Origin of the sequence: Streptomyces marinisediminis, from assembly GCF_026262575.1 — a bacterium.
GTDB lineage: Bacteria > Actinomycetota > Actinomycetes > Streptomycetales > Streptomycetaceae > Streptomyces > Streptomyces marinisediminis.
Genome location: NZ_JAPKFL010000024.1, coordinates 15,511 through 38,893, shown reverse-complemented (window position 1 = coordinate 38,893; position 23,383 = coordinate 15,511). Strand labels below are relative to the sequence as shown.

Genomic DNA, 23,383 nt, shown 5'->3' with positions numbered 1-23,383 from the left:
GCGGCCCGGCCCAGCCCGTTGGCGGATGGCGGGCGTCAGCCGGTGTTCCGGCGGTCGTGGGGCGCCCGCGTCGGCAGCCTGCGCTTTGCTGCCGACGCTGTCGGTGCCGTCGCCCTGGCCCGGGGCTCCGGCCCTCCTCGCCCTCGTCGTGCTACCGCGGGAGGGCGTGGGCGTGGGCGGTGTCGAGGAGGGTGCGCAGGGTGGAGGAGGTGGGGGCCACGGCGGTGGCGAGGAGGGCGGGGCCGCCGGCGAGTGGCGCGAGGACGGCGCACCCGTCGCGGGAGCCCTCGCCGAGCAGCACGGGGTCGCGGTGGACGGCCAGCTCCGGGCCCACCAGCAGGAGTTGGCCGACGGCGCGGTGGCCGTCGAGGACGGCCGGGCCGTCCCATCCGGGTTCCGGGTGCCCGTACGCCGCCTGCTGGTCGAGCAGTGTGCGTCCGGCGCGGCGGACCAGGATGCGGCTGACGAGGTGGCCCGGTTCCTCCCCGGCCCGGCCCAGGAGCTGTTCCTCCCGCAGCACCAGGCGTGCGGTGGCGGCGAGTTCGACGGTGCAGGTCTGGCGCAGGTTGCTGCCGGCGGCGCTGATCAGCGGCTGCGGCAGCCAGCGCAGGTGGGCGTGCTCCCCGGCGGTCAGCCGCACGTCGTAGGTGGCCGCCGCGGTGGTGGGGCCGCGCAGCGCGAGCGTGGCCGCCGCCGTGGTGACCTCGAGCTCGGCGCCCTCCTCGGCGATGATGTCCAGGGCGAGGCGGTCGCCGCCGAGTGGGGCGCTCATCGCCCCGATGATCCCCACCGTGGCGGAGTTGCCCCGGGTGCGCACGCGGCGCAGGTGGAAGGGGCCGTCGCCGCGCAGGCGCGGGAGGGTGGTGACGCGTCCGTTGTGCGCGGCGCGGATGTGGGCGGTGGCCCGCACCGCGTCGGGGTGCGCGGGCGGCTCCTGAACGTCGGCGGGCGGGGCGTCGGCGGGCGGGGCGCCCGGCGGGTCGGCGGGCCGCTCGGCGCGTTGGGCGACGGGGGTCACACGGCCGCCTCGGCGCGCCACTCGGTGAGGTGCCCGGTGACCCAGTCGGCGACCTCGCGGATGCCGTCGTCCGAGGTGAGGCTGGTGAAGATGACGGGCAGGTCGCCGCGCTGCCTCCTGGCGTCGGCGGCCATGGCGGCCAGGTCGGCGCCGACGTGGGGGGCGAGGTCGGTCTTGTTGACGACGAGCAGGTCGGCGGTGGTGATGCCGGGGCCGCCCTTGCGGGGGATGTCGTCGCCGCTGGAGACGTCGATGACGAAGATCTGCACGTCGACGAGGCCCTTGGAGAAGGTGGCGGTGAGGTTGTCGCCGCCGGACTCGATGAGCACGAGGTCGAGGGGGTGCAGCGTCTCCTCCAGGTGTTCGACGGCTTCGAGGTTGGCGGAGATGTCGTCGCGGATCGCGGTGTGCGGGCAGGCCCCGGTCTCGACCGCGGCGATCCGCTCGGGCGGCAGCACGGCCTCGCGCAGCAGGTACTCGGCGTCCTCGCGGGTGTAGATGTCGTTGGTGACGACGGCCAGCGCGTAGCGGTCGCGCAGGGTGCGGCAGAGCGCGGCGACGCTGGCGGTCTTGCCGGAGCCCACGGGTCCGCCCAGGCCGACGCGCAGGGCGCGGCGGTGGCCGTCGGGCCGGGTCGCGGAGGCGCTGGGGAAGTGCTGGTGGGGAAGCGAGTGGTCGAGGTGCACGGTGACTCCGTCGGGTAGGAGGTGGTGGGGAGGGTGGTCAGGAGGCGAAGAGGCGGACGGTCCAGGCGGCGTGCTGCTCTCCGGTGATGTCGAGCAGGGGTGAGGAGGCCGAGGGCAGGGCGTCGACGCCCTCGGCCGCCACCCGGGCCGCGGCGTCGGCGGCCGCCGTGGCGACGCGGTCGGTCTCGACGCCGAGACGCGCCAGGACCCGCGAGGCGTCCAGGGGGTCGAGGCTCAGCAGACGCACCGCCGCGGTGGCCGGGCCGCCGGCGCTCTCGTACGCGGCGGCGTGGGCGGCGTCCACCGGGGTGAGTCCGGCGGCCCGGGCGGTGAGGCCCAGGACGACGGGCTGGTGGGCGCCCTGGGGACGGTGCGCGGCCAGGCGCTCCAGCGCGGCGGACGGGAAGGTGGCGCGTGCCGCGCGCGTCATCTGCCGGCCGAGCCGGCGCGAGACGGCGCGCAGCGCGGGGGCGGGGGTGCGCGCGTCGGCGGCGTCGTCCAGCAGCAGCGCGTCGTGCCCGGCGGCCGCCGCGGCGGACAGCCCGGCCGTGGTCAGGCCCGTGGTGTGCAGGCGCCCGCGGCAGAACGCCTCCAGGCTGGCGGTGTCGTGTACGGCCCGGCGGGCGACCGCGGCCTCGACGCCGCCGGAGTGGGCGTGCCCGCCGGCGGGGAAGCGGCCGTCGGCCAGCAGGAGCAGTGCGGCACGGCTCATCAGTGGGCGGCTGCCTTTCGTGTGGTGGCCCGGGGCGGGCCGGGCCCGGCCGCGATGTGTGTGGGGCGGCCGGGCCCGGACCGTGGTTCAGAAGAGGAAGTACCGCTGCGCCAGGGGGAGGTCGGTGACGTAGGCCCGGGGTACGGTCGCGCCGTCGAGCACGGTGCGGGTGTCCCCCGTGGTGGCGCCGCCGATGGTGACCTCGAAGCTGTCGTGGTCGACTGCGAGGCTCTCGGGCACCGTGTCGTTCAGTTTCATGTCCGCCTTGGTGACGTCCCGGGTGCTCGCGATCGGCACGAACGTCTTGCCGGTGCCGAGGCCCTCGTGCGCGGTGCCGTCCGCGTCCGTCCCGCCGTTCAGCCGGAGCGCCACCCGCTCGTCGGCCACGAAGTTGTACGCGTTGCGCCCCGGGGCGCGGCCGGTGGAGCCCCAGACCTTCCGGGGCAGGTAGGGCTGCGGCGTGGGGATCGACGCGTTGGCGTCACCGACCTGCGCGTAGGCGAGCTGGCCGCCCTTGACGACCATGTGGATCTTCACGCCGAAGAACTTCGGCTCCCACAGCACCAGGTCGGCGAGCTTCCCCGGCTCCACGGAGCCGACGTACCCGTCGATGCCGTGGGTGATCGCCGGGTTGACGGTGTACTTGGCGACGTAACGGCGGGCCCGGTAGTTGTCGTTCGGCGCCGGCTCGCCGCCGGGGCGCGCCCGGCCGGCGTCCGCCTCTCGCGCGCGGGACCTCGCGTCCGCGAGGTCCCGCTCCAGCGGGCCGTAGCGGCACTTCATGACGTGCGCGGTCTGCCAGGTCCGCATGATCATCTCGCCGATGCGGCCCATCGCCTGGGCGTCGGAGGACATCATCGAGATGGCGCCCATGTCGTGCAGGAGGTCCTCCGCGGCCATGGTGGACGGCCGGATGCGGGAGTCGGCGAACGCCATGTCCGCCGGGATGTCGGGGTTGAGGTGGTGGCAGACCACCATCATGTCGACGTGCTCCTTGACGGTGTTCAGCGTCAGCGGGCGGGTCGGGTTGGTCGAGGCGGGCAGGACGTTCCTCTCCTTGACCAGCTCGATCATGTCCGGCGCGTGGCCACCGCCGGCGCCCTCGACGTGGAAGATGTGCACGGGGCGCCCGCGGAAGGCGTCGCGGGTGCTGTCGAGGAAGCCGGACTCGTTGAGCGAGTCGGCGTGCAGGGCCAACTGGATGCCGCGGTCAGCGCAGACCTCCAGGGCGTTGTCGATCACGGCGGGTGTGGCGCCCCAGTCCTCGTGGATCTTGAGGCCGCAGACTCCGGCGTCCACCTGCTCGTGGAGCGCCTCCTTGCTCATCGTGCTGCCCTTGCCGAGCAGCCCGATGTTGACCGGGAACTCGTCCAGCGCCGTGAACATCCGGCTGATGTGCCACGGGCCCGGCGTCACCGTGGTGGCCGTGCTGCCCTCGGCGGGGCCGGTCCCGCCGCCGATGAGGGTGGTCACGCCCGAGGCCAGGGCCTCGTGGATCTCTCCGGGACAGATGAAGTGGACATGGGTGTCGACGCCGCCCGCGGTCAGGAACCGCCCGTTGCCGGAGATCACCTCGGTGCTCGGGCCGACCACGAAGTTCGTCGGCTCCACCGTCGGCGGCAGCGTGTCGGAGGGGTCGGCGCGGTGCCGGGCCGGCTGCTCGAAGTCCCGGACCGGGTGCATCGTCTCGGGGTTGTACGCCTTGCCGATGGCGGCGATCGCGCCGTCGCGGATGCCGACGTCGGCCTTGACCACACCCCACCAGTCGAGGATCAGCGCGCCGGTGATCACCGTGTCGACGGGCCTGCGCGACGCGTCGCCGCCCCCGTCCGTGGGGAGGTGTGACATCCCCATCGACTCGCGGATCACCTTGCCGCCACCGAAGATCATCTCGTTGCCGCTGTGCTCCGGCCCGCCGCTCCAGTCGGCCTCGATCTCCACGGTCAGCTCCGTGTCCGCGAGCCGGACGCGGTCCCGGGTGGTGGGCCCGTACAGGGCGGTGTACTCCGCCCGCGTCAGCACGTTGCTCTGTTTCCCATCCCGTCGGCTGCCCATCAGACGGTCCCCTCGCGCAGTCCCAGAATCCTGGACGGGTCGCCCGCGGCGTCGCCCTCGATCTCCACCAGCTCGACACAGCACTCGTCGCCCGGCTCGAAGCGCACGGACGTGCCCGCGGCGATGTTGAGCCGTCGGCCCCTGGCCTCCGCGCACTGGCTGAGCGGCACACCCGCGACGGGCGTGCCGAGCGGGTTCTCGACGACCTCCAGCCCCGGGTTGACCTCGGCGAAGTGGTAGTGGGAGCCGACCTGGACGGGGCGGTCCGCGGTGTTCCGCACCTTGATCACCTTCTTGCCGCCGACCGTGGCACGGTTGAACTCGATCGCCTCGTACCAGACGGCCGCGTCCGCCTCCGGATCGCCGCACGCGCAGGGGTCGTCATCGGCGGCGCAGTCGACCGGGCACCCCGGCTTCCGCGGTGGCCGGGGGTGCTCGACCTTGCCCGGGTGGACCCCGGGCTCCTCCGCGGCCTCCGGGAACGGGTCGTGGATGGTGACCAGCTTGGTGCCGTCCGGGAACGTGGCCTCCACCTGGACGTTCTTGATCATCTCCGGGACGCCGGCCATCACGTCGTCCCGGGTGAGGACCCGTCGGCCCGAGTCCATGATGTCGCTGACCGTCCTGCCGTCCCGCGCCGCCTCGAAGACGTGGGCGGTCAGCAGCGCCATCGCCTCGGGGTGGTTGAGGAGCAGGCCCCGGTCGCGACGCTTTCGCGCCACGTCGGCCGCGACGTGGACGAGCAGGCGCTCCTGCTCGTGCGGAGTCAAGTGCATGTGAGCCGTCTTCTTTTGCGGGGTGGGCGTGCGGGACGGCCAGGCGGGCGGGAGAACGCGGACGGCGTTCCTCCCGCATGGCGCGGGCCGCCCCCGAGCATCGGCGAAGACGGGTACGGGGGAGGGCCAGAGCCGGCACCGTTAACGCCAAGGAGTGAACCGGGAGCGCGTGGGGCGCACCCTTACCCCGGTCGCGCGCCCACGCGCGCCCCCACGTTCTCGGCCTTCCTGCCTCGGCAGCCTCGGCGGCCCAGTGGCCTCCGTGCGTGCCTGCCCGTCCGGTGACCGGTGGCGGGGGAGGGGCGGTGGGCGCCCGAGCGTGGAGCGGGCGCGTGGCGCCGGGAGGGTGGCGGTCACGACGTGGGGAAGGCCGCGGGGAGGACGGCGGCCGGGGGGCCCGCGGCCGCGAGGTGGCCGTCGCGCAGCAGGAGGCAGTGGTGTCCGGCGCGGGCGGAGGCCAGGTCGTGGGTGGCCTGGACCACGGTGACGCCGGTGGCGACGAGGTCGGCGAGCAGCTCCTCGATGCCCTGCCGCACCTTGGGGTCGAGCCCCGTGCACGGTTCGTCGAGCAGGAGCAGGTCGGACTGTTGGGCGACGCCCTGGGCGATGAAGGCGCGCTGGCGCTGCCCGCCGGACAGCTCGCCCAGTTGCCGCGCGGCGAGGTGCTCGACACCGAGGCGGGCCAGCGCGTCGTCGACGACGGTGTGGTCCTCCCGGGTCAGGCGCCGCCACAGGCCGCGGGCGCGCCAGCGTGCCATCTCGACGGTTTGGCGCACGGTCAGGGGCAGGGCGTCGCTCACGGCGCCGCGCTGCGGGACGAAGGCGGGGGCGCGGCCGCCCTCGTGGTGCACGGTGCCGGACGCGGGCGCGATCACCCCGGCCAGGACGCCCAGGAGCGTCGACTTGCCGCTGCCGTTGGGGCCGATCAGGGACGTGAGGGCCGACGCCGGTAGGTCGGTGGTGACGCCGTGCAGCACCGGTCTGCCGGGGTAGCCCGCGTCGAGCGCGGTCAGGCGGGCGCGGGGGAAGCGGTGAGGAGCAGGCACGGAGACCTCAGTCTGTAGTGACAATCATTTTCATTATAGTGTGGCGGCATGGAGTGGTTGACGGGTCCCTTCGAGGTGACCTTCGTGCAAAGAGCGCTGGTGGGCGGCCTGCTGGTGTCCGCCGTCACGGCGCTGGCCGGAACCTGGGTCGTACTCCGGGGCATGGCCTTCCTCGGCGACGCGATGTCCCACGGCCTGCTCCCGGGCGTCGCGGTCGCGGCCCTGCTCGGGAGTCACCTGCTCGTCGGCGCCGCGGTGAGCGCGGTGGTGATGGCCGCCGGGGTCAGCGTGCTCGGGCGCGCCCCGCGGCTGTCGCAGGACACGGGCATCGGGCTGCTGTTCGTGGGCATGCTGTCGCTCGGCGTGATCATCGTCTCCCGTTCCCAGTCGTTCGCCGTCGACCTGACCGGGTTCCTCTTCGGCGACGTCCTCGCCGTCGGCGCGGGGGACCTGCTCGTGCTCGCCGTCGCCCTCGCCGTCGCACTGGCGGTCACCGCGCTGGGGCACCGGGCCTTCCTCGCGCTGGCCTTCGACGAGCGCAAGGCACACACCCTCGGGCTGCGTCCGCGGTGGGCGCACGCAGCCCTGCTGGGCCTGCTGACGCTGGCGATCGTGGCCTCCTTCCACATCGTGGGCACCCTGCTCGTCCTCGGCCTGCTCATCGCGCCGCCCGCCGCGGCCCTGCCGTGGGCGCGGAGCGTCCACGGGGTGATGGCCGGGGCGGCCGCGCTGGGCGCGACGGCCACGTGCTGCGGACTGCTCCTCTCCTGGCACCTGGACACCGCGGCCGGGGCCACCATCGCGGCCCTCGCCGTCGCCCAGTTCTTCCTCTCCCGGGCGGCCGCCGCCCTCCGGTTCTCCCCCACGCGCCGCCCCGCCGCGGCGGCCGCCGCCGGGCCGGGTGCCCCCGGGCGCGCGGACGCCGCGGCCTCCTTCGACGACCGCCGCCCAGCCGACACGGGAGTGCGCCACTCATGACCGTCCCCAAGCCTGCCGCCCGACACCGCACTTCGCTCGCCGCCTCGCTCGCGCTCGCCGCCGTTCTCGGGGCCGGGTGCGCCGCGGACGGCGGCGGCTCCGCCGGCGGTCCACCGCCGTCCGCCCCGCCGCCGCACGGCCACGTCCCCGGGGCCGAGGAGTCCGCCGAGCAGCAGTCACGTCTGGTGCTGAACGATCCCGCCAGCGGCCAGACGCGGGTGCTGGACCTCGTCACCGGGCAGACGCACGACGTCCCGCCGGTCGAGGGCGCCACCGCGCTGACCACGGACGGGCGGTTCGGCTACTTCCGCACCGACGACGGCCTGTCGGTCCTGGACGCCGGCGCCTGGGCGGTGGACCACGGCGACCACGTCCACTACTACCGCGCGGACATACGCACCGTCGGCCGGATACCCGCGGGGAAGGACGCCGGTGTCCGCGGCGACGCGTCCGTCACCGCCGTGACGACCGAGGCGGAGGGCGCGGCGCTCTACCGGCGCGACGACCTGGAGCACGGACGGATCGGCGCGGGCCGCGACCTCGCGGGGCGGTACGCCGCCGTGATCCCCTTCCGCGACCACCTCGTGGCCGTCCCCGGCGCCGAGGGGGCGGGGGTGCGTGTCCTCGACGGCGCGGGCGAGGAGACGGCCACGCTGGAGACGCCGTGCCGCGAGCCGCGCGGCGACGCCGTGACCCGGCGCGGCGTCGTGCTCGGCTGCGCCGACGGCGCTGTCCTGGTCCGGGCCGAGGGCGCGGACTTCGAGGCGGTCGAGATCCCGTACCCCGACGGCGTGCCGGAGGCGGAACGGGCCACCGACTTCCGGCTCCGGCCCGGGAGCGACACGCTCACGGCGCCGGCCGGGGACGCGGCCGTGTGGGTCCTGGACGTCACCGACCGCACCTGGCGGCGGGTGGAGACGGGGCCCGTCCTCGCGGCCAACACCGCGGGCGAGGGCGCGCCCCTGCTCACCCTTGGCACGGACGGCACCCTGCGCGGCTTCGACGTGGCCAGCGGCAGGCGCACCGCGCAGGTGGCGCTGAACGCCCTGCCCGAGCCGGCGGGGACCCGTGCCGGTGAGCCGGGCGCGCCGGTGATCGCCGTGGACGACAGCCGCGCCTACGTCAGTGACCCGGCCGGAAGGCGGGTCGCGGAGATCGACTACCACGACTCCCTGCGCCTCGCCCGCACCTTCGAGCTGGACATCCGGCCGGGCCTGATGGTGGAGACGGGCCGATGAGACGGAACGCCGCGCACGGACTGCTCCGCCGTCCGATCCCGCTGCTCGTGGGAGTCCTCCTCGCGCTCGGGGCCCTCCCGGCGTGCCAGGCCGCGGGCGACCGGCCGCAGGTGGTGGTGACGACCAACATCCTCGGGGACGTCACGCGCGAGATCGCCGGTGACGAGGCCGAGGTCACCGTCTTGATGCGGCCAGGCGCCGACCCGCACTCCTTCGCGCTGTCCGCGGTCGAGGCGGCCACCCTGGAAGGGGCCGACCTCGTGGTGTTCAACGGACTCGGCCTGGAGGAGAACGTCCTGCGGCACGTCGGCAACGCCCGCCGGGCGGGCGTGCCCGTCTTCGAGGTCGCCGCGGCCGTCGACCCGCTGACCTACCGGACCGACGACGGCGGCCCTGCGGACGGCGGCGGTCGGCCCGATCCGCACTTCTGGACCGATCCCGACCGGATGCGCACGGCCGTCGACCTCATCGCCGACCGGATCGCCGAGCACGTCGAAGGGGTCGACCGGGAGGCCGTGCACGGCAACGCCGAGCGCTACGGCGGGGAACTGGCGGACCTCGCCTCCTGGATGACGCGGACCTTCGCCCGCGTGCCCGAGGACCGCCGGGCCCTGGTGACCAACCACCACGTCTTCGGCTACCTCGCCGACCGCTTCGGCTTCCGCGTCGTCGGAGCCGTCGTCCCCAGCGGCAGCACTCTCGCCTCGCCCAGCTCCTCCGACCTGCGCTCCCTCACCGTGGCCATGCGCGAGGCGGGGGTGCGCACGATCTTCGCCGACTCCTCCCAGCCGCGGCGGCTGGCCGACGTCCTGCGCGACGAGCTGGGCGGCGACGTCCGCGTGGTCGCGCTGCACTCCGAGTCGCTCACCGAGAAGGGCGGCGGCGCGGACACCTACCTCGCGCTGATGCGCGCCAACACCGAGGCCATGACCGCCGGGCTGACCGCCCGCTGACCCGCCGGGCCACCGTCCGTCCGGACGCCTCCGCCCGGCCCCGCACCCCGACCGCGCCGCGAGCCCCGCGGCGTCCGGCCGCACCCCGCGGTCGAGAAAGGAACACCGCAGTGAACCACCCTGTACGCGAGCGCGCCGTCCGAGGCGCCGCGCTCGCCCTCGCGCTGTGCGCCGCCCTCACCGCCTGCGGCGGGCAGGACGCCGACCCCTCGAAGGCCGCGGACGAGGCGACGCCCCACACCGCCGCAGGCGCCGTGCGCCAGCCGCTCGTCGCCACGTTCGACGGCGGCCTCCACGTCCTGGACGGAGCGTCACTGGAGCTCGCCGAGACGCTCGACCTGCCCGGGTTCAACCGCGTCAACCCAGCCGGTGACGACCGCCACGTGATCGTCTCCACCGACGACGGCTTCCGCGTCCTGGACGCCACCGCGCCGCGGTTCACGGACATCGCGTACCCGGGCGCCAAACCCGGCCACGTCGTCCGCCACGCGGGCAGGACCGTGCTGTTCACCGACGGGACCGGCGAGGTCCACGTCTTCGACCCCGCCGACCTCGCCCGTGGCGAGCGGCCCGAGGGCCGCTCCCACACCACCGAGGAGCCGCATCACGGGGTGGCCGTCGAGTTGGCGAACGGCGAGCTGCTCACCACCCTCGGTGACGAGAGCGAGCGCACCGGCGCCGTCGTCCTGGACGGTGAGGACCGGGAGGTGGCCCGCAACGAGGACTGCCCCGGCGTCCACGGCGAGGCCGCGGCCAAGGGCGGGGCGATCGCCGTCGGCTGCGAGGACGGCGTCCTGATCTACCGCGACGGTGAGTTCACCAAGGTGCGCTCCCCGGACGCGTACGGCCGCATCGGCAACCAGGCCGGCAGCGACGCGTCCCCGGTCCTGCTCGGCGACTACAAGAGCGACCCCGAGGCGGAACTGGAGCGGCCCGAGCGCGTTTCGCTCATCGACACTGAGAGCGGCACGCTGCGCCTGGTCGACCTCGGCACCAGCTACTCGTTCCGCTCCCTGGCCCGCGGCCCGCACGGCGAGGCCCTGGTGCTGGGGACGGACGGTGCCGTCCACGTCATCGACCCGGAGCGGGGCGAGGTCACCAGGAGCTTCCCGGCCGTCGGACAGTGGACGGAACCGCTGGACTGGCAGCAGCCCCGGCCCACCCTCTTCGTGCGCGGCCACACCGCGTACGTCAGCGAGCCGGACGAGCGCAGGCTGCACGCCTTCGACGTCGAGTCCGGGGAGAGGACGGCGTCCGTGTCGCTGCCGACGGAGACGAACGAGCTCACCGGGGTCGTCGCGGGGCACTGACGGCCCGGGCCCGGGCGCACCCGGTGGGCGGAGCCCCGCCCACCGGGTGCGCCCGGTGGTCCGGTGGCGCGCCGGCCGGACGGCGGGTGGCGTGTCGGCGTGGCCGCCCGGCGGCCCGCCGCCCGCCCGCGTCCGTCACCGGACCGCGTCGGCCGCCCGGTACCCGGCGCGCTGCCCGGCCACGTGCCGCCGCACGCGGTGCGCGGACGACTCCGCCGCGCCGCCGCCCTCTCCGGCGGACCCCGCGCCCCGGCCGCCGCGGGCGGGCCGCGGCGAAGTCGGCCGGGTGGCCGGGGGCCGCTACACGCCCAACTCGGCCGGAACGCGTCCGGAGCGGACGGCGGCCAGGAGGTCGGCGTGGTCGGCCTCCGTCCGGTCGGCGTAGTCGACGGCGTAGGCGGCCACCGCCTCGTCGAGCTCCTCGCTCTTGCCGCAGTACCCGGCCAGGAGCCGGGGGTCGGCGCTGTGGGCGTGGGCCCGGGCCAGCAGGGCGCCGGTCATGCGGCCGTAGTCGTCCAGCTCGGCCGGGGCCAGCTCCGCGGGGTCGACGCTGCCCTTGCGGTTGCGGAACTGGCGGACCTGGAAGGGGCGGTCCGCCACCGTCGTCCACCCCAGCAGGATGTCGCTGACCACCTGCATCCGGCGCTGGCCGGACACCACGCGCCGCCCCTCGTGCCCGGGCTCCGGCGCGGGGAACCCGCAGTCCGGCAGGTGGGGGGCGAGGACGGAGGCGCGGGCCTCCTTGACCTGGAGGACCAGCGGTTCGCCCCGGTGGTCGGCGAGGAGCACGACGTAGGAGCGGGTGCCGACGCTGCCCGTGCCGACCACCCGGAAGGCCACGTCCTGGACCGTGTGGCGGGCGAGCAGCGGCAGCAGCTCCGGGGAGACCGTCTCCCGGTACGGGCCGAGCGCCGCGGCCACCGCCGCGGCCTCCGCGTCCGCGACGCGGCGCAGCACGGGCGGGGCGTCCACGAAGCGCCGTCCGCCCTCGGGGCACTCCTCGGTCGACTTGGCGGCGAACCGCGCGCTGGTGTTCCCGCGCGCCTTGCGCGCCACGCGCTCCAGCGTGCCCAGCAGGTCGCGCGCGTCGGCGTGCGAGACCAGGTCCTCGTCGGCGATGGCGTTCCACGCGTCCAGCGCCGGCAGCTTCGCCAGGAGCCGCAGCGTGCGCCGGTAGGCCCCGACGGCGTCGAACGCGGCCGTCCGGCAGGCGTCCTCGTCCGCGCCGCCGACCCGGCCGGCCAGGACGAGGGAGGTGGCGAGCCGTTTGACGTCCCACTCCCAGGGGCCGACGGCGGTCTCGTCGAAGTCGTTGAGGTCGATGACCAGGCCGCCGCGGGCGTCGGCGTAGAGGCCGAAGTTGGCCGCGTGCGCGTCGCCGCAGAGCTGGGCGGCCACGCCGGTCACCGGGGTGGCCGCCAGGTCGTGGGCCATCAGTCCGGCCGCGCCGCGCAGGAAGGCGAACGGGGAGGCGGCCATGCGGCCCACCCGGATCGGCGTCAGCTCCGCCACCCGGCCCCGGCTGGACTCCTCGACCGCCGTCACCGCGTCCGGCCGCCGCCCGGCGCGCACCCGCTCGCCCAGGGTGGCGTGGGCCGCGCGGGGCACGCGCTCCCGCAGCGCCTTGCCCGCCCGCTTGGGCGACGCTCCGGGGTCCTCGGCGGGGGAACCGAACCCCGGTACCGGTGGGATGCGCCCCGGTGTCCCCGCTCTCGTGCCGTCCGGCTCCGCCATGCCCGGTCGCCCCCTCGTCGTCGTGCCGTGGTCGTCGTGCCGTGACCGTCGGCCCGCACCGTACCGCCGTTCCGCCCCCGGTGCCGTGACGCGTCAGTGATCTTGCGCGTTTCTGTTTGAACTGAGCGGAGTGTGAACAACTATTGACACGCACATGGCGCCCCGGACAGAGTCGTCATCGCCCCCGTGAGCCCGATTCCGTTTCCGAGGAGCGTCACCGCCATGCCTGAACACCGCGCTGTCCCACGTCGTCTGGTGCTGGGAGGAGCCCTGGCGACGGGTGCGATCGCCGCCGGGGCCGCGACCGCCTCCGCCGCCTCGCCCGGCCGCCCGGCCGCACCGCCCGAGGCCCTCGCCGCGGAGCGGACCCCGCGCCGCGGGCGGGGGCAGAAGTCGATGATCAACGTGCCCTTCGAGGCGTACCGCACGGTCCGGCTCGGGATCATCGGCCTGGGCAACCGCGGCCGGTCCATGGCCCCGGGCTGGGCCGCCGTCCCCGGCTGCACGGTCACCGCCGTCTGCGACGTCCGCGCCGACCGGGCCCGGCGCGTCGCCGACGACCTGGTGTCACGGGGCGCGCCGCGCCCGGCCGAGTACGGCGGCGCCGAGGACTCCTGGGAGCGGATGCTGGAGCGCGAGGAACTCGACCTCGTCTACGTCGCCACGCCCTGGGAGTTCCACCACCGGCAGGGGAGGGCGGCCCTGCTCGCCGGCGCGCACGCCGTCGTCGAACTGCCGATCGCCACCGAGGTCAAGGAGTTGTGGGACCTCGTCGACACCTCCGAGCGGACCCGCCGCCACCTGCTGCTGGCCGAGAACTGCTCCTACGGCCGCAACGAACTGGCGATGCTCAAGATGGCCCACGAGGGCCTGTTCGGCGACATCACCAACGGCCACGGCGGCTACCTGCACGACCTGCGCGAACTGCTGTTCTCCGACACCTACTACACCGACGCCTGGCGGCGGCGGTGGCACACCCGCGTGAACGCCTCCTTCTACGCCATGCACGGGCTGGCCCCGATCGCCGCGGCGATGGACGTCAACCGGGGCGACCGGATGGCCACGCTCAGCGCCACCGCGACCGAGCCGCGGGGGCTGGCCGACTACCGCGAGCGGTTCGTCCCGCGCTCGCACCCCTCCTGGCGCGAGGAGTACGTCAAGGGCGACCTGGTCACCTGCATGATCGGGACGGAGAAGGGCCGCACCATCCGGGCGGAGCACGACGTCAGCTCCCCGCGCCCCTACAGCCGCATCAACACGCTCGCGGGCAGCCGCGGCATCTTCGAGGACTACGCGGGCACGTCGAGCACGGGCGGCCGCGTCTACGTCGAGCCGGACCACAGCGGGCACGCCTGGCGGGACTTCGACGCCTACCGCAAGGAGTTCGACCACTGGCTGTGGAAGAAGATCGGGGACGACGCCGCGAACAACGGCGGCCACGGCGGCATGGACTACGTCCTGCAGTGGCGCACGGTCCAGCTCATGCGGGCGGGCCTGGTGCCCGACATCGACGTCTACGACTCGGCCGCCTGGTGCGCGCCGTTCCCCCTCAGCGCGGAGTCCCTGCGCCGCTCCGGCCGCCCCGTGTCCGTGCCCGACTTCACCCGGGGCGGCTGGGTCAACCTCCGCCTCGGCCTGGACTCCCGCCCCTCCGACATGCCCCCCGTCCCGTGAGCCCGGCGCGTCCGGCCCCCGTACCCCCAGGAGTCACCGTGCGACCTGCCAGACCCTCGCGCCCCGGAGGGCCCGCCCTGCTGCCGCGCCTGCTCGCGCTCGTCCTCGCGGCCCTGGTCGTGCTCGCGCCCGCCCCGGCCGTCGCCGCGCCGGACACCGGGGGCGGGACGGCGGTGGCGATCTCCCCGGTCGACCTGGACGGCCCGGTCATCGCCGACGTCACCGTCACCGTGGAGAACGGCGGCGACCGGCGGATGCGGGACCTGGCCGTGTCGTTCGAGGGCCCCGTCGGCTGGGCGGTCCAGCCGGAGACCCGCACGGTGAAGGGTTCGCTGCGGACCGGGCAGGAGGCCGAGGTGACCTTCCAGCTCCAGGTGCCCGAGCGCCGTCCCGGTCTCGTCGTCCGCCACTTCACCGCCACCGCGACCTACCGGGGCGGGGACGGTGCGGGCAGCGCCACCGCCACCCGGGCCGAGCGCAGCGGCACTCCGCTGGCGCACGTGTCGCAGGCGTACGACACCGTGGGCATCACCGACGAAGCGGCCACCGGCGCCGGGAACTTCGACGGCGAGGGCAACAGCTTCTCCGCGCAGCGGCTCGCCGCGGTGGGCCTCACCCCCGGCGCCCGGGTCGAAGCCCTGGGCGCCGAGCTGACCTGGCCCGACGTGCCGGCCGGGACGGCGGACAACGTGGCGAGCGCCGGGCAGGCGATCGCCCTGCCGGGGGAGGGGAGCAAGGTCGTCCTGCTCGGCTCGGGCGTGGGCCGGCAGGCCACCGGGAGCCTGACCGTCCACTACACCGACGGCTCCACCTCCAGCGGCTCGTTCGGCTTCCCCAACTGGTCCTTCCAGGACACCGGGGCGCACGGCGCGACGCTGGTCGCGGCGACGGACGGCCGCAACCGCCCGGACGGGTACGGCAACGCGGGCATCGACTACAACGTCTTCGCCCACGCCGTGCCGCTCGACGCGGGCAAGACCGTGGAGTTCGTGGTCCTGCCGGCCAACGCGGCCGTGCACGTCTTCGACCTGGCCCTCGCCCCCTGACGGACGGGCGCCCCCTCCGGCGCACCGGCCGGAGGGGGCGCCCGGTGTGTGCGGGCGGCCCGCCGCTCACACCGTGATGACCTCGACGCCCGCCTCGCGGAGCCGGGTCGCGGCCTCGGCGGGCAGGCCGGTGTCGCTCACCAGGACGTCGATGCGGTCCAGACCGCAGATGCGGGCGAAGGCGCGGCGGCCGGTCTTGGAGGAGTCGGCGGCCACGACCACCCGCTGCGCCCGCTCGGTGAAGAGCCGGCTGACGCTGGCCTCGTCCTCCTGGTGCGTCATGACGCCCAGGTCCGGGTCGATGCCGTCCACGCCCAGGACGACGACGTCCAGGACGACCTCCCGCAGTACGCCCACGGTCAGCGGGCCGACCAGCTCGAAGGTCTGCGGGCGGGCCACCCCGCCGGTGGTGACGATCTTGATCTGCGGTCGCACGGCGAGGTCGGCGGCGATGTTGAGGGCGTTGGTGACGACGGTCAGCACGGGGGCCACCGGGGCGCCGGGCTCCCGGACACCGCCGCCCCCGGTGCGCAGCGCCAGGGCGCGGGCCACCTCCGTCGTGGTGGTGCCGCCGTTGAGCCCGACCACGTCGCCGTCGCTCACCAGCTTGGAGACGGCCGCGGCGATGCGCTGCTTCTGCGAGGTCTGGCGCGAGGACTTGTACCGCAGCGGCAGCTCGTAGGAGACGCCGTGCGCGATGGCCCCGCCGCGGGTGCGCACGAGCATGTGCTGCTCGGCCAGTTCGTCCAGGTCCCTGCGGATCGTGGCTCCGGAGACCTCCAGTGCGGTGGCCGCCTCCTCCACCTCGATCCGTCCCTTGGCGGCCAGCAGTTCCAACAGCGTGCTCCACCGCTGGTGTTTGGACATCCTCGCCACTCCTCCCTGGGCGCCCGCGACCCGGCTCCCCATCGAGGGCACCGTCTCACATCGCGCCAACCGGTGTTCAAACTTGCAAGAAGATAGTAAGTTCAGCGCAGCTTCGCTCATCCGAAGCGAGTGCTCATGCACCTTCCGAGCATTCCGACGGCGCAAAAGGCGGTATCGGCAGTGAACAAGCGCATCCTCAGAGCCCTGGCGGTCGCCGCGTGCGGTGCCCTCACCCTCACGGCGTGCGGCAGCGGCGGTTCCTCCGACGGCTCCGTCACCCTCAAGCTCGTCGCCGCCGACTACGGCGACCAGGCGTCCAACAGCTCCAGCCGCTACTGGGAAGGCGTGGCCACGGCCTTCGAGAAGGCCCACCCCGGCATCACGGTCGACGTGCGGGTCATCAACTGGAACGAGATCGACTCCCAGGTCAAGACCATGATCCAGAGCGGCAACGTGCCGGACGTCCTGCAGACCGGCGGATTCGCGGACAAGGTCGCCGACGACCTGCTCTACCCGGCCGAGGAGGTCCTCTCCCCGGGGACCCGGGACAACCTCGTGGACTCCTTCGCCCGGGCCGGCGAGGTGGACGGGGTGCAGTACGGCATCCCCTTCGTCTCCTCCTCGCGCGTGCTGTTCTACAACAAGGACCACTTCGCCCAGGCCGGGATCAGCGAGCCCCCCACCACCTGGGACGAGCTGCGGGAGACCGCCGAGACCCTGGCCGGGAAGGTCCCGGGGGTGACCCCCTACGCGCTGCCGCTCGGACCCGAGGAGGCGCAGGGCGAGTCGCTGATCTGGGAGCTGGGCAACGGCGGCGGCTACACCGACGCCGACGGCGACTACACCCTGGACAGCCGGCCCAACGTCGAGACGTTCCGATGGCTGCGGGACAACCTCGTCGAGCCGGGCCTCACCTACGCCAACCCGGCCACCACCGACCGCAAGACCGCCTTCGCGGACTTCGCCGCCGGCCGCACGGCCATGCTCAACGGCCACCCCTCGCTGCTGGGGATGGCCGAGGAGGGCGGGGTCGACCACGGCGTGGCGCGCATCCCCGGGCGGTCCGGGCCGCTGGACGCCACGCTCGGCGTCGCCGACTGGATGATGGCCTTCCGGCAGAACGGCCACCAGGAGGAGATCAGGAAGTTCCTGGACTTCGCGTACTCCAAGGAGCACACGACGGAGTTCATGGAGACCTACGACCTGATGCCGGTCACCGAGGACACGCTGGAGGAGCTCAAGTCGGGCGCGGACGAGGACATGGCCCTGTTCTACGAGGTGCTGCCCGACGCCCGCTTCTACCCGCTGGGCAACACCACCTGGGACGCCGTCTCCGCCCGGATCAAGCGCAGCGGCGGCACCGCGGTCAGCGAGGACCCGAAGAAGGTGCTCGGCGACCTCCAGCAGCAGGCCGAGCAGATCGTGGCCGACCAGTAGGCCCGCGCACCGCCGCACGCAGACCCGGAAGGCACCCCGTGTCCACGCACACCGAACCCGTCGGGCCGTCGCGCCCCACACCGCCCACGCCACCGCCGCAGGACCCCGGCGGGCCGGCCCGCCGCAGGAGCGGCTCCTCCCTCGGCAGACTCGGCCCGCTGCCCTGGATCGGCCCGGCCGTCGCGCTCATCGTGCTCGTCGTGCTCTGGCCCGTCTACGAGATGGCGCGCACCTCGTTCCTGAACATCAGCGTCAGCGGCTTCGTCCGCGGCTCCGCGGGGCTGGACCAGTACCGGCAGCTCTTCGCCGACCCCGACCTCGGCTCCGTCGTCGTCGCCACCGTGGTGTGGACGGCGGCCGTCGTGGGGTGCACGATGCTGGTCTCCCTGGCCCTGGCCCAACTCTTCCACCAGCGCTTCCCCGGGCGGCGGGTCACCCGCTGGGCGCTCATCGCCCCGTGGGCGGCCTCCGTGCTGATGACCGCCGTCGGCTTCCGCTGGATGCTCGACCGCACCGCCGGCGTCCTCAACACGCTCATGGTCGACCTCGGGCTCGTCGACGGGCCCCGGGACTGGCTCGGTGACCCCGCGACCGCGTGGCCGTGGCTGATGTTCGTCGCGGTGTTCGTCTCGCTGCCGTTCACCACGTACACCCTGCTGGCCGGGTTGCAGACCGTCCCCGACGAGGTCTACGAGGCCGCCCGGGTCGACGGTGCCGGGCCCTGGCGGACCTACCGGCTGATCACGCTGCCCCTGCTGCGCCCGGCGGCGCTCGTCGGCATCGTCATCAACCTGATCAACGTCTTCAACTCCTTCCCCGTCATCTGGGCCATGACCCGGGGCGGCCCCGACAGCCAGACCGCCACCACGACCGTGTTCATGTACCAGCTCAAGAGCGACGACATCGGCCAGTCCGCCGCGATGTCGGTGGTCAACTTCGCGCTGGTCGTCGTGATGGTCCTGGTCTTCCTCCGGGTCAGCCGCTGGAACAAGGAAGGGGCATGATGTCCGCACCCACGACGACCACCCCCGGCCGCCGACCCGCCGCCGCGCGCCCCGAACCCGCGACCGCCCGCCGCCCCGCCGGGCGCCGCCCGGCCGCCGGTAACCGTCCGGCGCCGCGCACCGTGGTGTTCGCGGTGCTGGCCTGGCTGCTGGCCATCGTGTTCCTGCTGCCGTACGTCGAGATGGTCATCACCGCGCTGCGTCCGGCCGGTGAGCTGCGCGACGCCACCTACCTGCCCGGCCAGTTCGTGTGGTCGAACTTCGTGGAGGTGTGGCGCGACTCGAACCTGGGCCACAACCTGCGCGTCAGCCTGCTGGTCGCCGGCGGCTCGACGCTCCTGGTGCTGCTCGTGGCGCTGCCCGCCGCCTACTACACCGCGCGCATGCGCTTCCGCGGCCGGACCCTGTTCCTGCTGCTGGTGCTCGTCACCCAGATGTTCCAGCCGACCTCCCTGCTCGTCGGTCTGTACCGGCAGTTCTACCAGCTCGACATGCTCAACTCGGTCTGGACGCTGATCCTGTGCAACGCCGCCTTCAACCTGGCGTTCGCGGTGTGGATCCTGACCGCCTACATCTCCTCCGTGCCCGTGCAGTTGGAGGAGGCCGCGATGATCGACGGACTCGGCCGCTTCGGGGCGATGTTCCGCGTGACGCTCCCGCTGGCGATGCCCGGCGTCGTCACGGCGGTGATCTTCACCTTCATCGCCGCGTGGAACGAGTTCGTGATGGGCCTGACCCTCTCCACCGTTCCGGAGAGCCAGCCGCTGACGGTGGGTATCAACAGCTTCATCGGCAACTACAGCGTCCAGTGGAACTACCTGTTCGCCGCCTCCGTGATCGCGATCGTGCCCGTCGTGGTCCTGTTCGCCTTCATCGAACGCCACGTGGTGTCCGGTCTGACCGCCGGCTCGGTGAAGTAGTCCCGCCCGGGACGCCGTCACCCGCGCCGGGACCCGCACCCGTCCATCCCCCTGTCCTCCGAGGAGCTTGCATGTCCGGCACCAGCCCGTCCCGCACGGCGGTCGAGATCGCCTCACAGCCCGCCACCTGGCGGCAGGCGGTCCAGGCCCTGCCCGCCCAGGCCGCGCCGTTGCCCCGCGCGGGCGAACGCGTCGCCGTCGTCGGCTGCGGGACGTCGTGGTTCATGGCCCAGTCCTACGCGGTGCTGCGGGAGTCCGGGGGGCACGGCGAGACCGACGCCTTCGCCGCCTCGGAGTTCCCCGCGGGCCGCCGCTACGACCGGGTCCTGGCCATCACCCGCTCCGGCACCACCACCGAGGTCCTCGACCTGCTGCGCGGCCTGCGCGGCACCGTGCCCACCGGCGCCGTCACCGCCGACCCCGGCACGCCCGTCATGGGCGCCGCCGACCACGTGGCCGTCCTGGACTTCGCCGACGAGGAGTCCGTCGTCCAGACCCGGTTCGCGACGACGACGCTGGCCCTGCTGCGCGCCCACCTCGAAGCGCACGACGCCCTGCCCCCGGGCGTGGTGCCGCTGGAGCAGGCCGCGCGGGACGCGGAGCGCGCCCTCACCGCGCCGCTGCCGGCGGCCGCGCGCGCCGCCGAGCAGGTCACCTTCCTCGGCACCGGCTGGACGTGCGGGCTGGCCCTGGAGGCCGCGCTGAAGATGCGCGAGGCCGCCGGGGCCTGGACCGAGGCGTACCCGGCGATGGAGTACCGGCACGGCCCCATCAGCATCACCGGGCCGGACCGGGTGGCCTGGGTGTTCGGCGCCCCGCCGCCCGGGCTCGCCGACGACGTGCGCGGGGTCGGGGGCACCCTGGTCGCCGACTCCGGCACGGGCCCGGGTGGCCTGGACCCGCTCGCCGACCTCGTCCGGGCCCAGCGGCTGGCCGTCGCCGCCGCCGAGGCCCGCGGCTGCGACCCGGACCGCCCGGCCCACCTGTCCCGCTCGGTCGTCCTGAGCGACGCGCATGCCTGACCGCGCCCCCGCGCCCCCGCCCACCGCCGGGCCCGCCGACCGGGGCGTCGCCGGGGCCGGTGCCGCGTACGGCGCCGACACCGCGGAAGCCCCCTACGCCGCCGACACCGCGGAATCCGCTCACGCCGACGCCCGCGACGCCGACGCCCGCGGCACCGTCGTCGCGCTCGACGTCGGCGGCACCGGTATGAAGGGGGCCCTGTTCGACGCCGCGCTGCGCCCGCTGGCCACGCTGCACGAGCCGACGCCCCGATCCGCGGGCCCCGGCGCCGTCGTCGAGGCCGCCGCCGGGGCGGTCCGCCGGCTCGCCGGGCAGGCCGCGGCGCAGGGGCTGGAGGTGCACCACGCCGGGGTCGTCGTCCCCGGCGTGGTGCACGAGCGGGCACAGCTCGCCGTCCGCTCGGTCACCCTCGGCTGGCGGGACCTCCCGCTGGCCGCGACGCTCGCCGCCCGCACCGCGCTGCCCGTCACCCTCGGCCACGACGTCCGCGCGGGCGGCCGGGCCGAGGCCGCACTGGGCGCGGCGCGGGGCGCGCGGAACGCGCTGTTCGTCGCCCTCGGCACCGGCGTGGCCGCCGCCCTCGTGTGCGACGGCGAGCCCGTGCGCGCCCGGGGACACGCCGGGGAGCTCGGCCACCTCGTCGTGGACCCGGAGGGCGCGCCCTGCCGCTGCGGCGCGCGCGGCTGCCTGGAGACCGTCGCCTCGGCCTCCGCCGTCGCCGCCGCGTACACCGCCCGCACCGGCGCGTCCGTCACGGGGGCGGCCGACGTCGCGGAGCTGGTGCGGCGCGGCGACGGCGCCGCCCGGGCGGTCTGGCGACGGGCCGTGGACGCCCTGGGCACCGCCCTGGCCGCGAGCGTCACCCTGCTCGGTTCGGAGCGCGTGGTGCTCGGCGGCGGGCTCGCGGCCGCCGGGGAGCTGCTCCTGGAGCCGGTGCGCGCCGGGCTGGCCGAGCGCCTGACGTTCCAGCCCCGGCCGTCCGTCGTCGCCGCCGCGCTGGGCGGGCGGGCCGGCTGCGTCGGCGCCGGGCTGCTGGCCTGGCGCGCCGTGGCCGGGCACGCGGGCGACGCGGTGGGCGACGCGGTGGGCGCGAACGGGGGCCGCCGGTGATCCTCACCGTCACGCTCAACGCCGCCCTCGACGTCACCTACGGCGTCGAGCGCCTGGCCCCGCGCTCCTCGCACCGCGTCGAGGCGACGCACGAGCGGGCCGGTGGAAAGGGCGTGAACGTGTCCCGGGTGCTGCGCGCCCTGGGCCACGAGACCGTCGCGACCGGGCTGTGCGGCGGCCCCACGGGCGACGCCGTGCGGCGCGACCTGGCGGCCGCCGGGCTGCCGGACGCCTTCGTGCCCATCGCCGCGGACTCCCGGCGCACGGTCACCGTCGTCTCCCGGGAGGACGGTGACGCCACCGTGTTCAACCCGGCGGGCCCGCCCGTCCAGGAGGCCGAGTGGCGGGCGTTCACCGCCCGCTTCCAGGCGCTCGCCGCCCGCGCCGCCGTCGTCGTCCTCAGCGGCAGCCTGCCGCCGGGCGCGCCGGCCGACGCCTACGCCCGGCTCGTCCGCGACGCGGCCGGGGCGGGCGCCGCCACCGTCCTGGACACCAGCGGCCCGCCCCTCCTGGCCGGGGTCGCCGCCCGCCCCGACGTGGTCAAGCCCAACGCCGCCGAACTCGCCGCCGCCACGGGCACGGCCGACGTGCCCACCGCCGCCGCCGCGCTGCGGCGGCACGGGGCGGCGGCCGTCGTCGCCTCGCGCGGCCCCGCGGGTCTGTACGCCGTCACCGCGCGGGGGAGCTGGCGCGCGGTCCCCGCCGAGGAGCTGGCCGGAAACCCCACGGGTGCGGGCGACGCCTGCGTCGCGGCCCTCGCCGCCGGCCTCGCTGCCCGTACGCCCTGGCCCGAAACCCTGCGCGACGCGGCGGCCCTGTCGGCGGCGGCCGTGCCGTGCCCCGTCGCCGGGGAGTTCGACGCCGACACCTTCCACCGCCTGCGCACCTCGACTCCCGTGGAGGAGATACGCCATGCCCCTCGTACCGAGCGATGAGCTCTTCCGCACCGCCGCCGAGGAGGGCGGGGCGGTGGGAGCCTTCAACGTCCTGCAGATCGAGCACGCCGAGGCCATCGTCGCCGGTGCCGAGTCCGCCGGACGCCCGGTGATCCTGCAGATCAGCGAGAACACCGTGCGCTACCACGGCGCCCTCGCGCCGGTCGGCCTGGCCACGCTCGCCGTCGCGCGCGCCGCGCGGACACCGGTCGTGGTCCACCTCGACCACGCCGAGTCCGCCGACCTCGTCCGGGAGGCGGTCGCACTGGGCCTGAACTCCGTCATGTTCGACGCGGCGGCCCTGCCCTACGCCGACAACCTCGCCGCCACCCGGGACGTCACCGCCTACTGCCACGCGCGCGGCGTGTGGGTGGAGGCCGAACTCGGCGAGGTGGGCGGCAAGGACGGCGCCCACGCCCCCGGCGTGCGCACCGACCCCGACGAGGCGCGCGCCTTCGCGGCCGGCACCGGCGTCGACGCCCTCGCCGTGGCGGTCGGCAGCTCGCACGCCATGCACACCCCGATCGCCCGGCTCGACCTCGCCCTCATCGCGCGGCTGCGGGACGCGGTGGACGCCCCGCTGGTGCTGCACGGCTCCTCGGGCGTCCCCGACGCGGACCTCGGCCGCGCGGTGGAGGCGGGCATGCGCAAGGTGAACATCTCCACCCGCCTCAACCAGACGTTCACGCGGGCCGTCCGCGAGACCCTGGCCGAGCACCCGGCGCTGACCGACCCCCGCCGGTACCTCGCCCCCGCCCGCGCCGCCGTGGCGAGCGAGGTGGCCCACCTCCTGCGCCTCCTCCACCCCGCGTGATCCCGCGCACGTCCCCGTGACCACCCAGGCGCGGGAGCGCCACCGGC

The 23,383-nt window shown here is 75.1% G+C and carries 21 protein-coding genes and 1 pseudogene; 13 read left to right on the top strand and 9 right to left on the bottom strand.

Features of this window, described 5'->3' with window-relative positions; translation table 11 throughout:
* Window positions 1-151: 151 nt before the first annotated feature.
* The 7 genes and pseudogenes from OSB71_RS18845 to aztA form a co-directional block, all read right to left on the bottom strand.
* Window positions 152-1,018: an urease accessory protein UreD gene (locus tag OSB71_RS18845; protein ID WP_416237294.1), complete on the bottom strand. Its 867-nt coding sequence runs from the start codon at window positions 1,016-1,018 to the stop codon at window positions 152-154.
* A complete protein-coding gene (gene ureG, locus OSB71_RS18840; RefSeq protein ID WP_265949531.1) occupies window positions 1,015-1,704 on the bottom strand; it encodes an urease accessory protein UreG in 690 nt (229 codons plus the stop codon). The genes OSB71_RS18845 and ureG overlap by 4 nt, the downstream gene beginning before the upstream one ends.
* Window positions 1,705-1,741: 37 nt before the next feature.
* Entirely contained in the window at window positions 1,742-2,416 is a 675-nt protein-coding gene (locus OSB71_RS18835; protein WP_265949529.1) for an urease accessory protein UreF, read from the bottom strand.
* 87 nt (window positions 2,417-2,503) lie between these two features.
* A complete protein-coding gene (locus tag OSB71_RS18830; RefSeq protein ID WP_265949527.1) occupies window positions 2,504-4,471 on the bottom strand; it encodes an urease subunit alpha in 1,968 nt (655 codons plus the stop codon).
* Window positions 4,471-4,761: an urease subunit beta gene (locus OSB71_RS18825; RefSeq protein WP_265949589.1), complete on the bottom strand. Its 291-nt coding sequence runs from the start codon at window positions 4,759-4,761 to the stop codon at window positions 4,471-4,473. The genes OSB71_RS18830 and OSB71_RS18825 overlap by 1 nt, the downstream gene beginning before the upstream one ends.
* A 192-nt stretch (window positions 4,762-4,953) precedes the next feature.
* Window positions 4,954-5,247: pseudogene (locus OSB71_RS18820) on the bottom strand (urease subunit gamma); the annotation flags it as partial.
* Window positions 5,248-5,600: 353 nt separating this feature from the next.
* Window positions 5,601-6,317 carry a zinc ABC transporter ATP-binding protein AztA gene (gene aztA, locus OSB71_RS18815; RefSeq protein ID WP_265949525.1) on the bottom strand — a complete coding sequence of 239 codons (717 nt, stop codon included), beginning with the start codon at window positions 6,315-6,317 and terminating at the stop codon, window positions 5,601-5,603.
* A 24-nt stretch (window positions 6,318-6,341) separates the two neighbouring features.
* On the opposite strand from aztA, the gene aztB reads away from it, so the two are divergent.
* From aztB to aztD, 4 genes are all read left to right on the top strand, one after another.
* The gene (gene aztB, locus OSB71_RS18810) at window positions 6,342-7,271 is read left to right on the top strand and encodes a zinc ABC transporter permease AztB (RefSeq protein ID WP_265949523.1); all 930 of its coding nucleotides are present in this window, start codon (window positions 6,342-6,344) and stop codon (window positions 7,269-7,271) included.
* Entirely contained in the window at window positions 7,268-8,509 is a 1,242-nt protein-coding gene (locus OSB71_RS18805) for a hypothetical protein (RefSeq protein WP_265949522.1), read from the top strand. Before aztB ends, OSB71_RS18805 begins: the two co-directional genes overlap by 4 nt.
* Window positions 8,506-9,462: a zinc ABC transporter substrate-binding protein AztC gene (gene aztC, locus OSB71_RS18800; RefSeq protein ID WP_265949520.1), complete on the top strand. Its 957-nt coding sequence runs from the start codon at window positions 8,506-8,508 to the stop codon at window positions 9,460-9,462. The genes OSB71_RS18805 and aztC overlap by 4 nt, the downstream gene beginning before the upstream one ends.
* A 110-nt stretch (window positions 9,463-9,572) precedes the next feature.
* Window positions 9,573-10,772, top strand: a complete 1,200-nt coding sequence (gene aztD, locus OSB71_RS18795) for a zinc metallochaperone AztD (RefSeq protein ID WP_265949518.1) — start codon at window positions 9,573-9,575, stop codon at window positions 10,770-10,772.
* A gap of 300 nt (window positions 10,773-11,072) precedes the next feature.
* Here aztD and OSB71_RS18790 read toward each other — a convergent pair whose 3' ends face one another.
* Window positions 11,073-12,506: a DUF2252 domain-containing protein gene (locus OSB71_RS18790; RefSeq protein WP_265949516.1), complete on the bottom strand. Its 1,434-nt coding sequence runs from the start codon at window positions 12,504-12,506 to the stop codon at window positions 11,073-11,075.
* A 222-nt stretch (window positions 12,507-12,728) separates the two neighbouring features.
* On the opposite strand from OSB71_RS18790, the gene OSB71_RS18785 reads away from it, so the two are divergent.
* Together OSB71_RS18785 and OSB71_RS18780 are read left to right on the top strand one after the other, a co-directional pair.
* Window positions 12,729-14,180 (top strand): Gfo/Idh/MocA family protein, encoded by a 1,452-nt coding sequence (locus OSB71_RS18785; RefSeq protein ID WP_265949514.1) that lies wholly within the window; start codon window positions 12,729-12,731, stop codon window positions 14,178-14,180.
* A gap of 38 nt (window positions 14,181-14,218) precedes the next feature.
* Window positions 14,219-15,226 (top strand): beta-sandwich domain-containing protein, encoded by a 1,008-nt coding sequence (locus tag OSB71_RS18780; RefSeq protein WP_323055311.1) that lies wholly within the window; start codon window positions 14,219-14,221, stop codon window positions 15,224-15,226.
* Window positions 15,227-15,292: 66 nt separating this feature from the next.
* Here OSB71_RS18780 and OSB71_RS18775 read toward each other — a convergent pair whose 3' ends face one another.
* Entirely contained in the window at window positions 15,293-16,093 is an 801-nt protein-coding gene (locus tag OSB71_RS18775; RefSeq protein WP_265949512.1) for a DeoR/GlpR family DNA-binding transcription regulator, read from the bottom strand.
* Window positions 16,094-16,273: 180 nt separating this feature from the next.
* Between OSB71_RS18775 and OSB71_RS18770 the strand changes: the two genes are divergently transcribed.
* From OSB71_RS18770 to OSB71_RS18740, 7 genes are all read left to right on the top strand, one after another.
* Window positions 16,274-17,530 (top strand): extracellular solute-binding protein, encoded by a 1,257-nt coding sequence (locus OSB71_RS18770; RefSeq protein ID WP_265949510.1) that lies wholly within the window; start codon window positions 16,274-16,276, stop codon window positions 17,528-17,530.
* Window positions 17,531-17,568: 38 nt separating this feature from the next.
* Window positions 17,569-18,534 (top strand): carbohydrate ABC transporter permease, encoded by a 966-nt coding sequence (locus OSB71_RS18765; RefSeq protein WP_265949508.1) that lies wholly within the window; start codon window positions 17,569-17,571, stop codon window positions 18,532-18,534.
* Window positions 18,534-19,454, top strand: a complete 921-nt coding sequence (locus OSB71_RS18760; protein ID WP_265949585.1) for a carbohydrate ABC transporter permease — start codon at window positions 18,534-18,536, stop codon at window positions 19,452-19,454. The genes OSB71_RS18765 and OSB71_RS18760 overlap by 1 nt, the downstream gene beginning before the upstream one ends.
* Window positions 19,455-19,525: 71 nt before the next feature.
* Window positions 19,526-20,476, top strand: a complete 951-nt coding sequence (locus OSB71_RS18755; protein WP_265949506.1) for an SIS domain-containing protein — start codon at window positions 19,526-19,528, stop codon at window positions 20,474-20,476.
* Window positions 20,469-21,587: an ROK family protein gene (locus tag OSB71_RS18750; protein ID WP_265949504.1), complete on the top strand. Its 1,119-nt coding sequence runs from the start codon at window positions 20,469-20,471 to the stop codon at window positions 21,585-21,587. Before OSB71_RS18755 ends, OSB71_RS18750 begins: the two co-directional genes overlap by 8 nt.
* Window positions 21,584-22,522, top strand: a complete 939-nt coding sequence (locus OSB71_RS18745; protein ID WP_265949503.1) for a 1-phosphofructokinase family hexose kinase — start codon at window positions 21,584-21,586, stop codon at window positions 22,520-22,522. The genes OSB71_RS18750 and OSB71_RS18745 overlap by 4 nt, the downstream gene beginning before the upstream one ends.
* Entirely contained in the window at window positions 22,500-23,336 is an 837-nt protein-coding gene (locus OSB71_RS18740; RefSeq protein ID WP_265949501.1) for a class II fructose-bisphosphate aldolase, read from the top strand. The genes OSB71_RS18745 and OSB71_RS18740 overlap by 23 nt, the downstream gene beginning before the upstream one ends.
* Window positions 23,337-23,383: the final 47 nt, after the last annotated feature.

Coding starts and splice junctions, on each gene's coding strand:
- OSB71_RS18790 (WP_265949516.1), bottom strand. CDS start 12,506: ATGGCGGAGCCGGACGGCACGAGAGCGGGGACACCGGGGCGCATCCCA.
- OSB71_RS18830 (WP_265949527.1), bottom strand. CDS start 4,471: ATGGGCAGCCGACGGGATGGGAAACAGAGCAACGTGCTGACGCGGGCG.
- OSB71_RS18750 (WP_265949504.1), top strand. CDS start 20,469: ATGCCTGACCGCGCCCCCGCGCCCCCGCCCACCGCCGGGCCCGCCGAC.
- OSB71_RS18775 (WP_265949512.1), bottom strand. CDS start 16,093: ATGTCCAAACACCAGCGGTGGAGCACGCTGTTGGAACTGCTGGCCGCC.
- aztB (WP_265949523.1), top strand. CDS start 6,342: ATGGAGTGGTTGACGGGTCCCTTCGAGGTGACCTTCGTGCAAAGAGCG.
- OSB71_RS18740 (WP_265949501.1), top strand. CDS start 22,500: ATGCCCCTCGTACCGAGCGATGAGCTCTTCCGCACCGCCGCCGAGGAG.
- OSB71_RS18760 (WP_265949585.1), top strand. CDS start 18,534: ATGTCCGCACCCACGACGACCACCCCCGGCCGCCGACCCGCCGCCGCG.
- OSB71_RS18755 (WP_265949506.1), top strand. CDS start 19,526: ATGTCCGGCACCAGCCCGTCCCGCACGGCGGTCGAGATCGCCTCACAG.
- OSB71_RS18785 (WP_265949514.1), top strand. CDS start 12,729: ATGCCTGAACACCGCGCTGTCCCACGTCGTCTGGTGCTGGGAGGAGCC.
- aztC (WP_265949520.1), top strand. CDS start 8,506: ATGAGACGGAACGCCGCGCACGGACTGCTCCGCCGTCCGATCCCGCTG.
- OSB71_RS18835 (WP_265949529.1), bottom strand. CDS start 2,416: ATGAGCCGTGCCGCACTGCTCCTGCTGGCCGACGGCCGCTTCCCCGCC.
- OSB71_RS18805 (WP_265949522.1), top strand. CDS start 7,268: ATGACCGTCCCCAAGCCTGCCGCCCGACACCGCACTTCGCTCGCCGCC.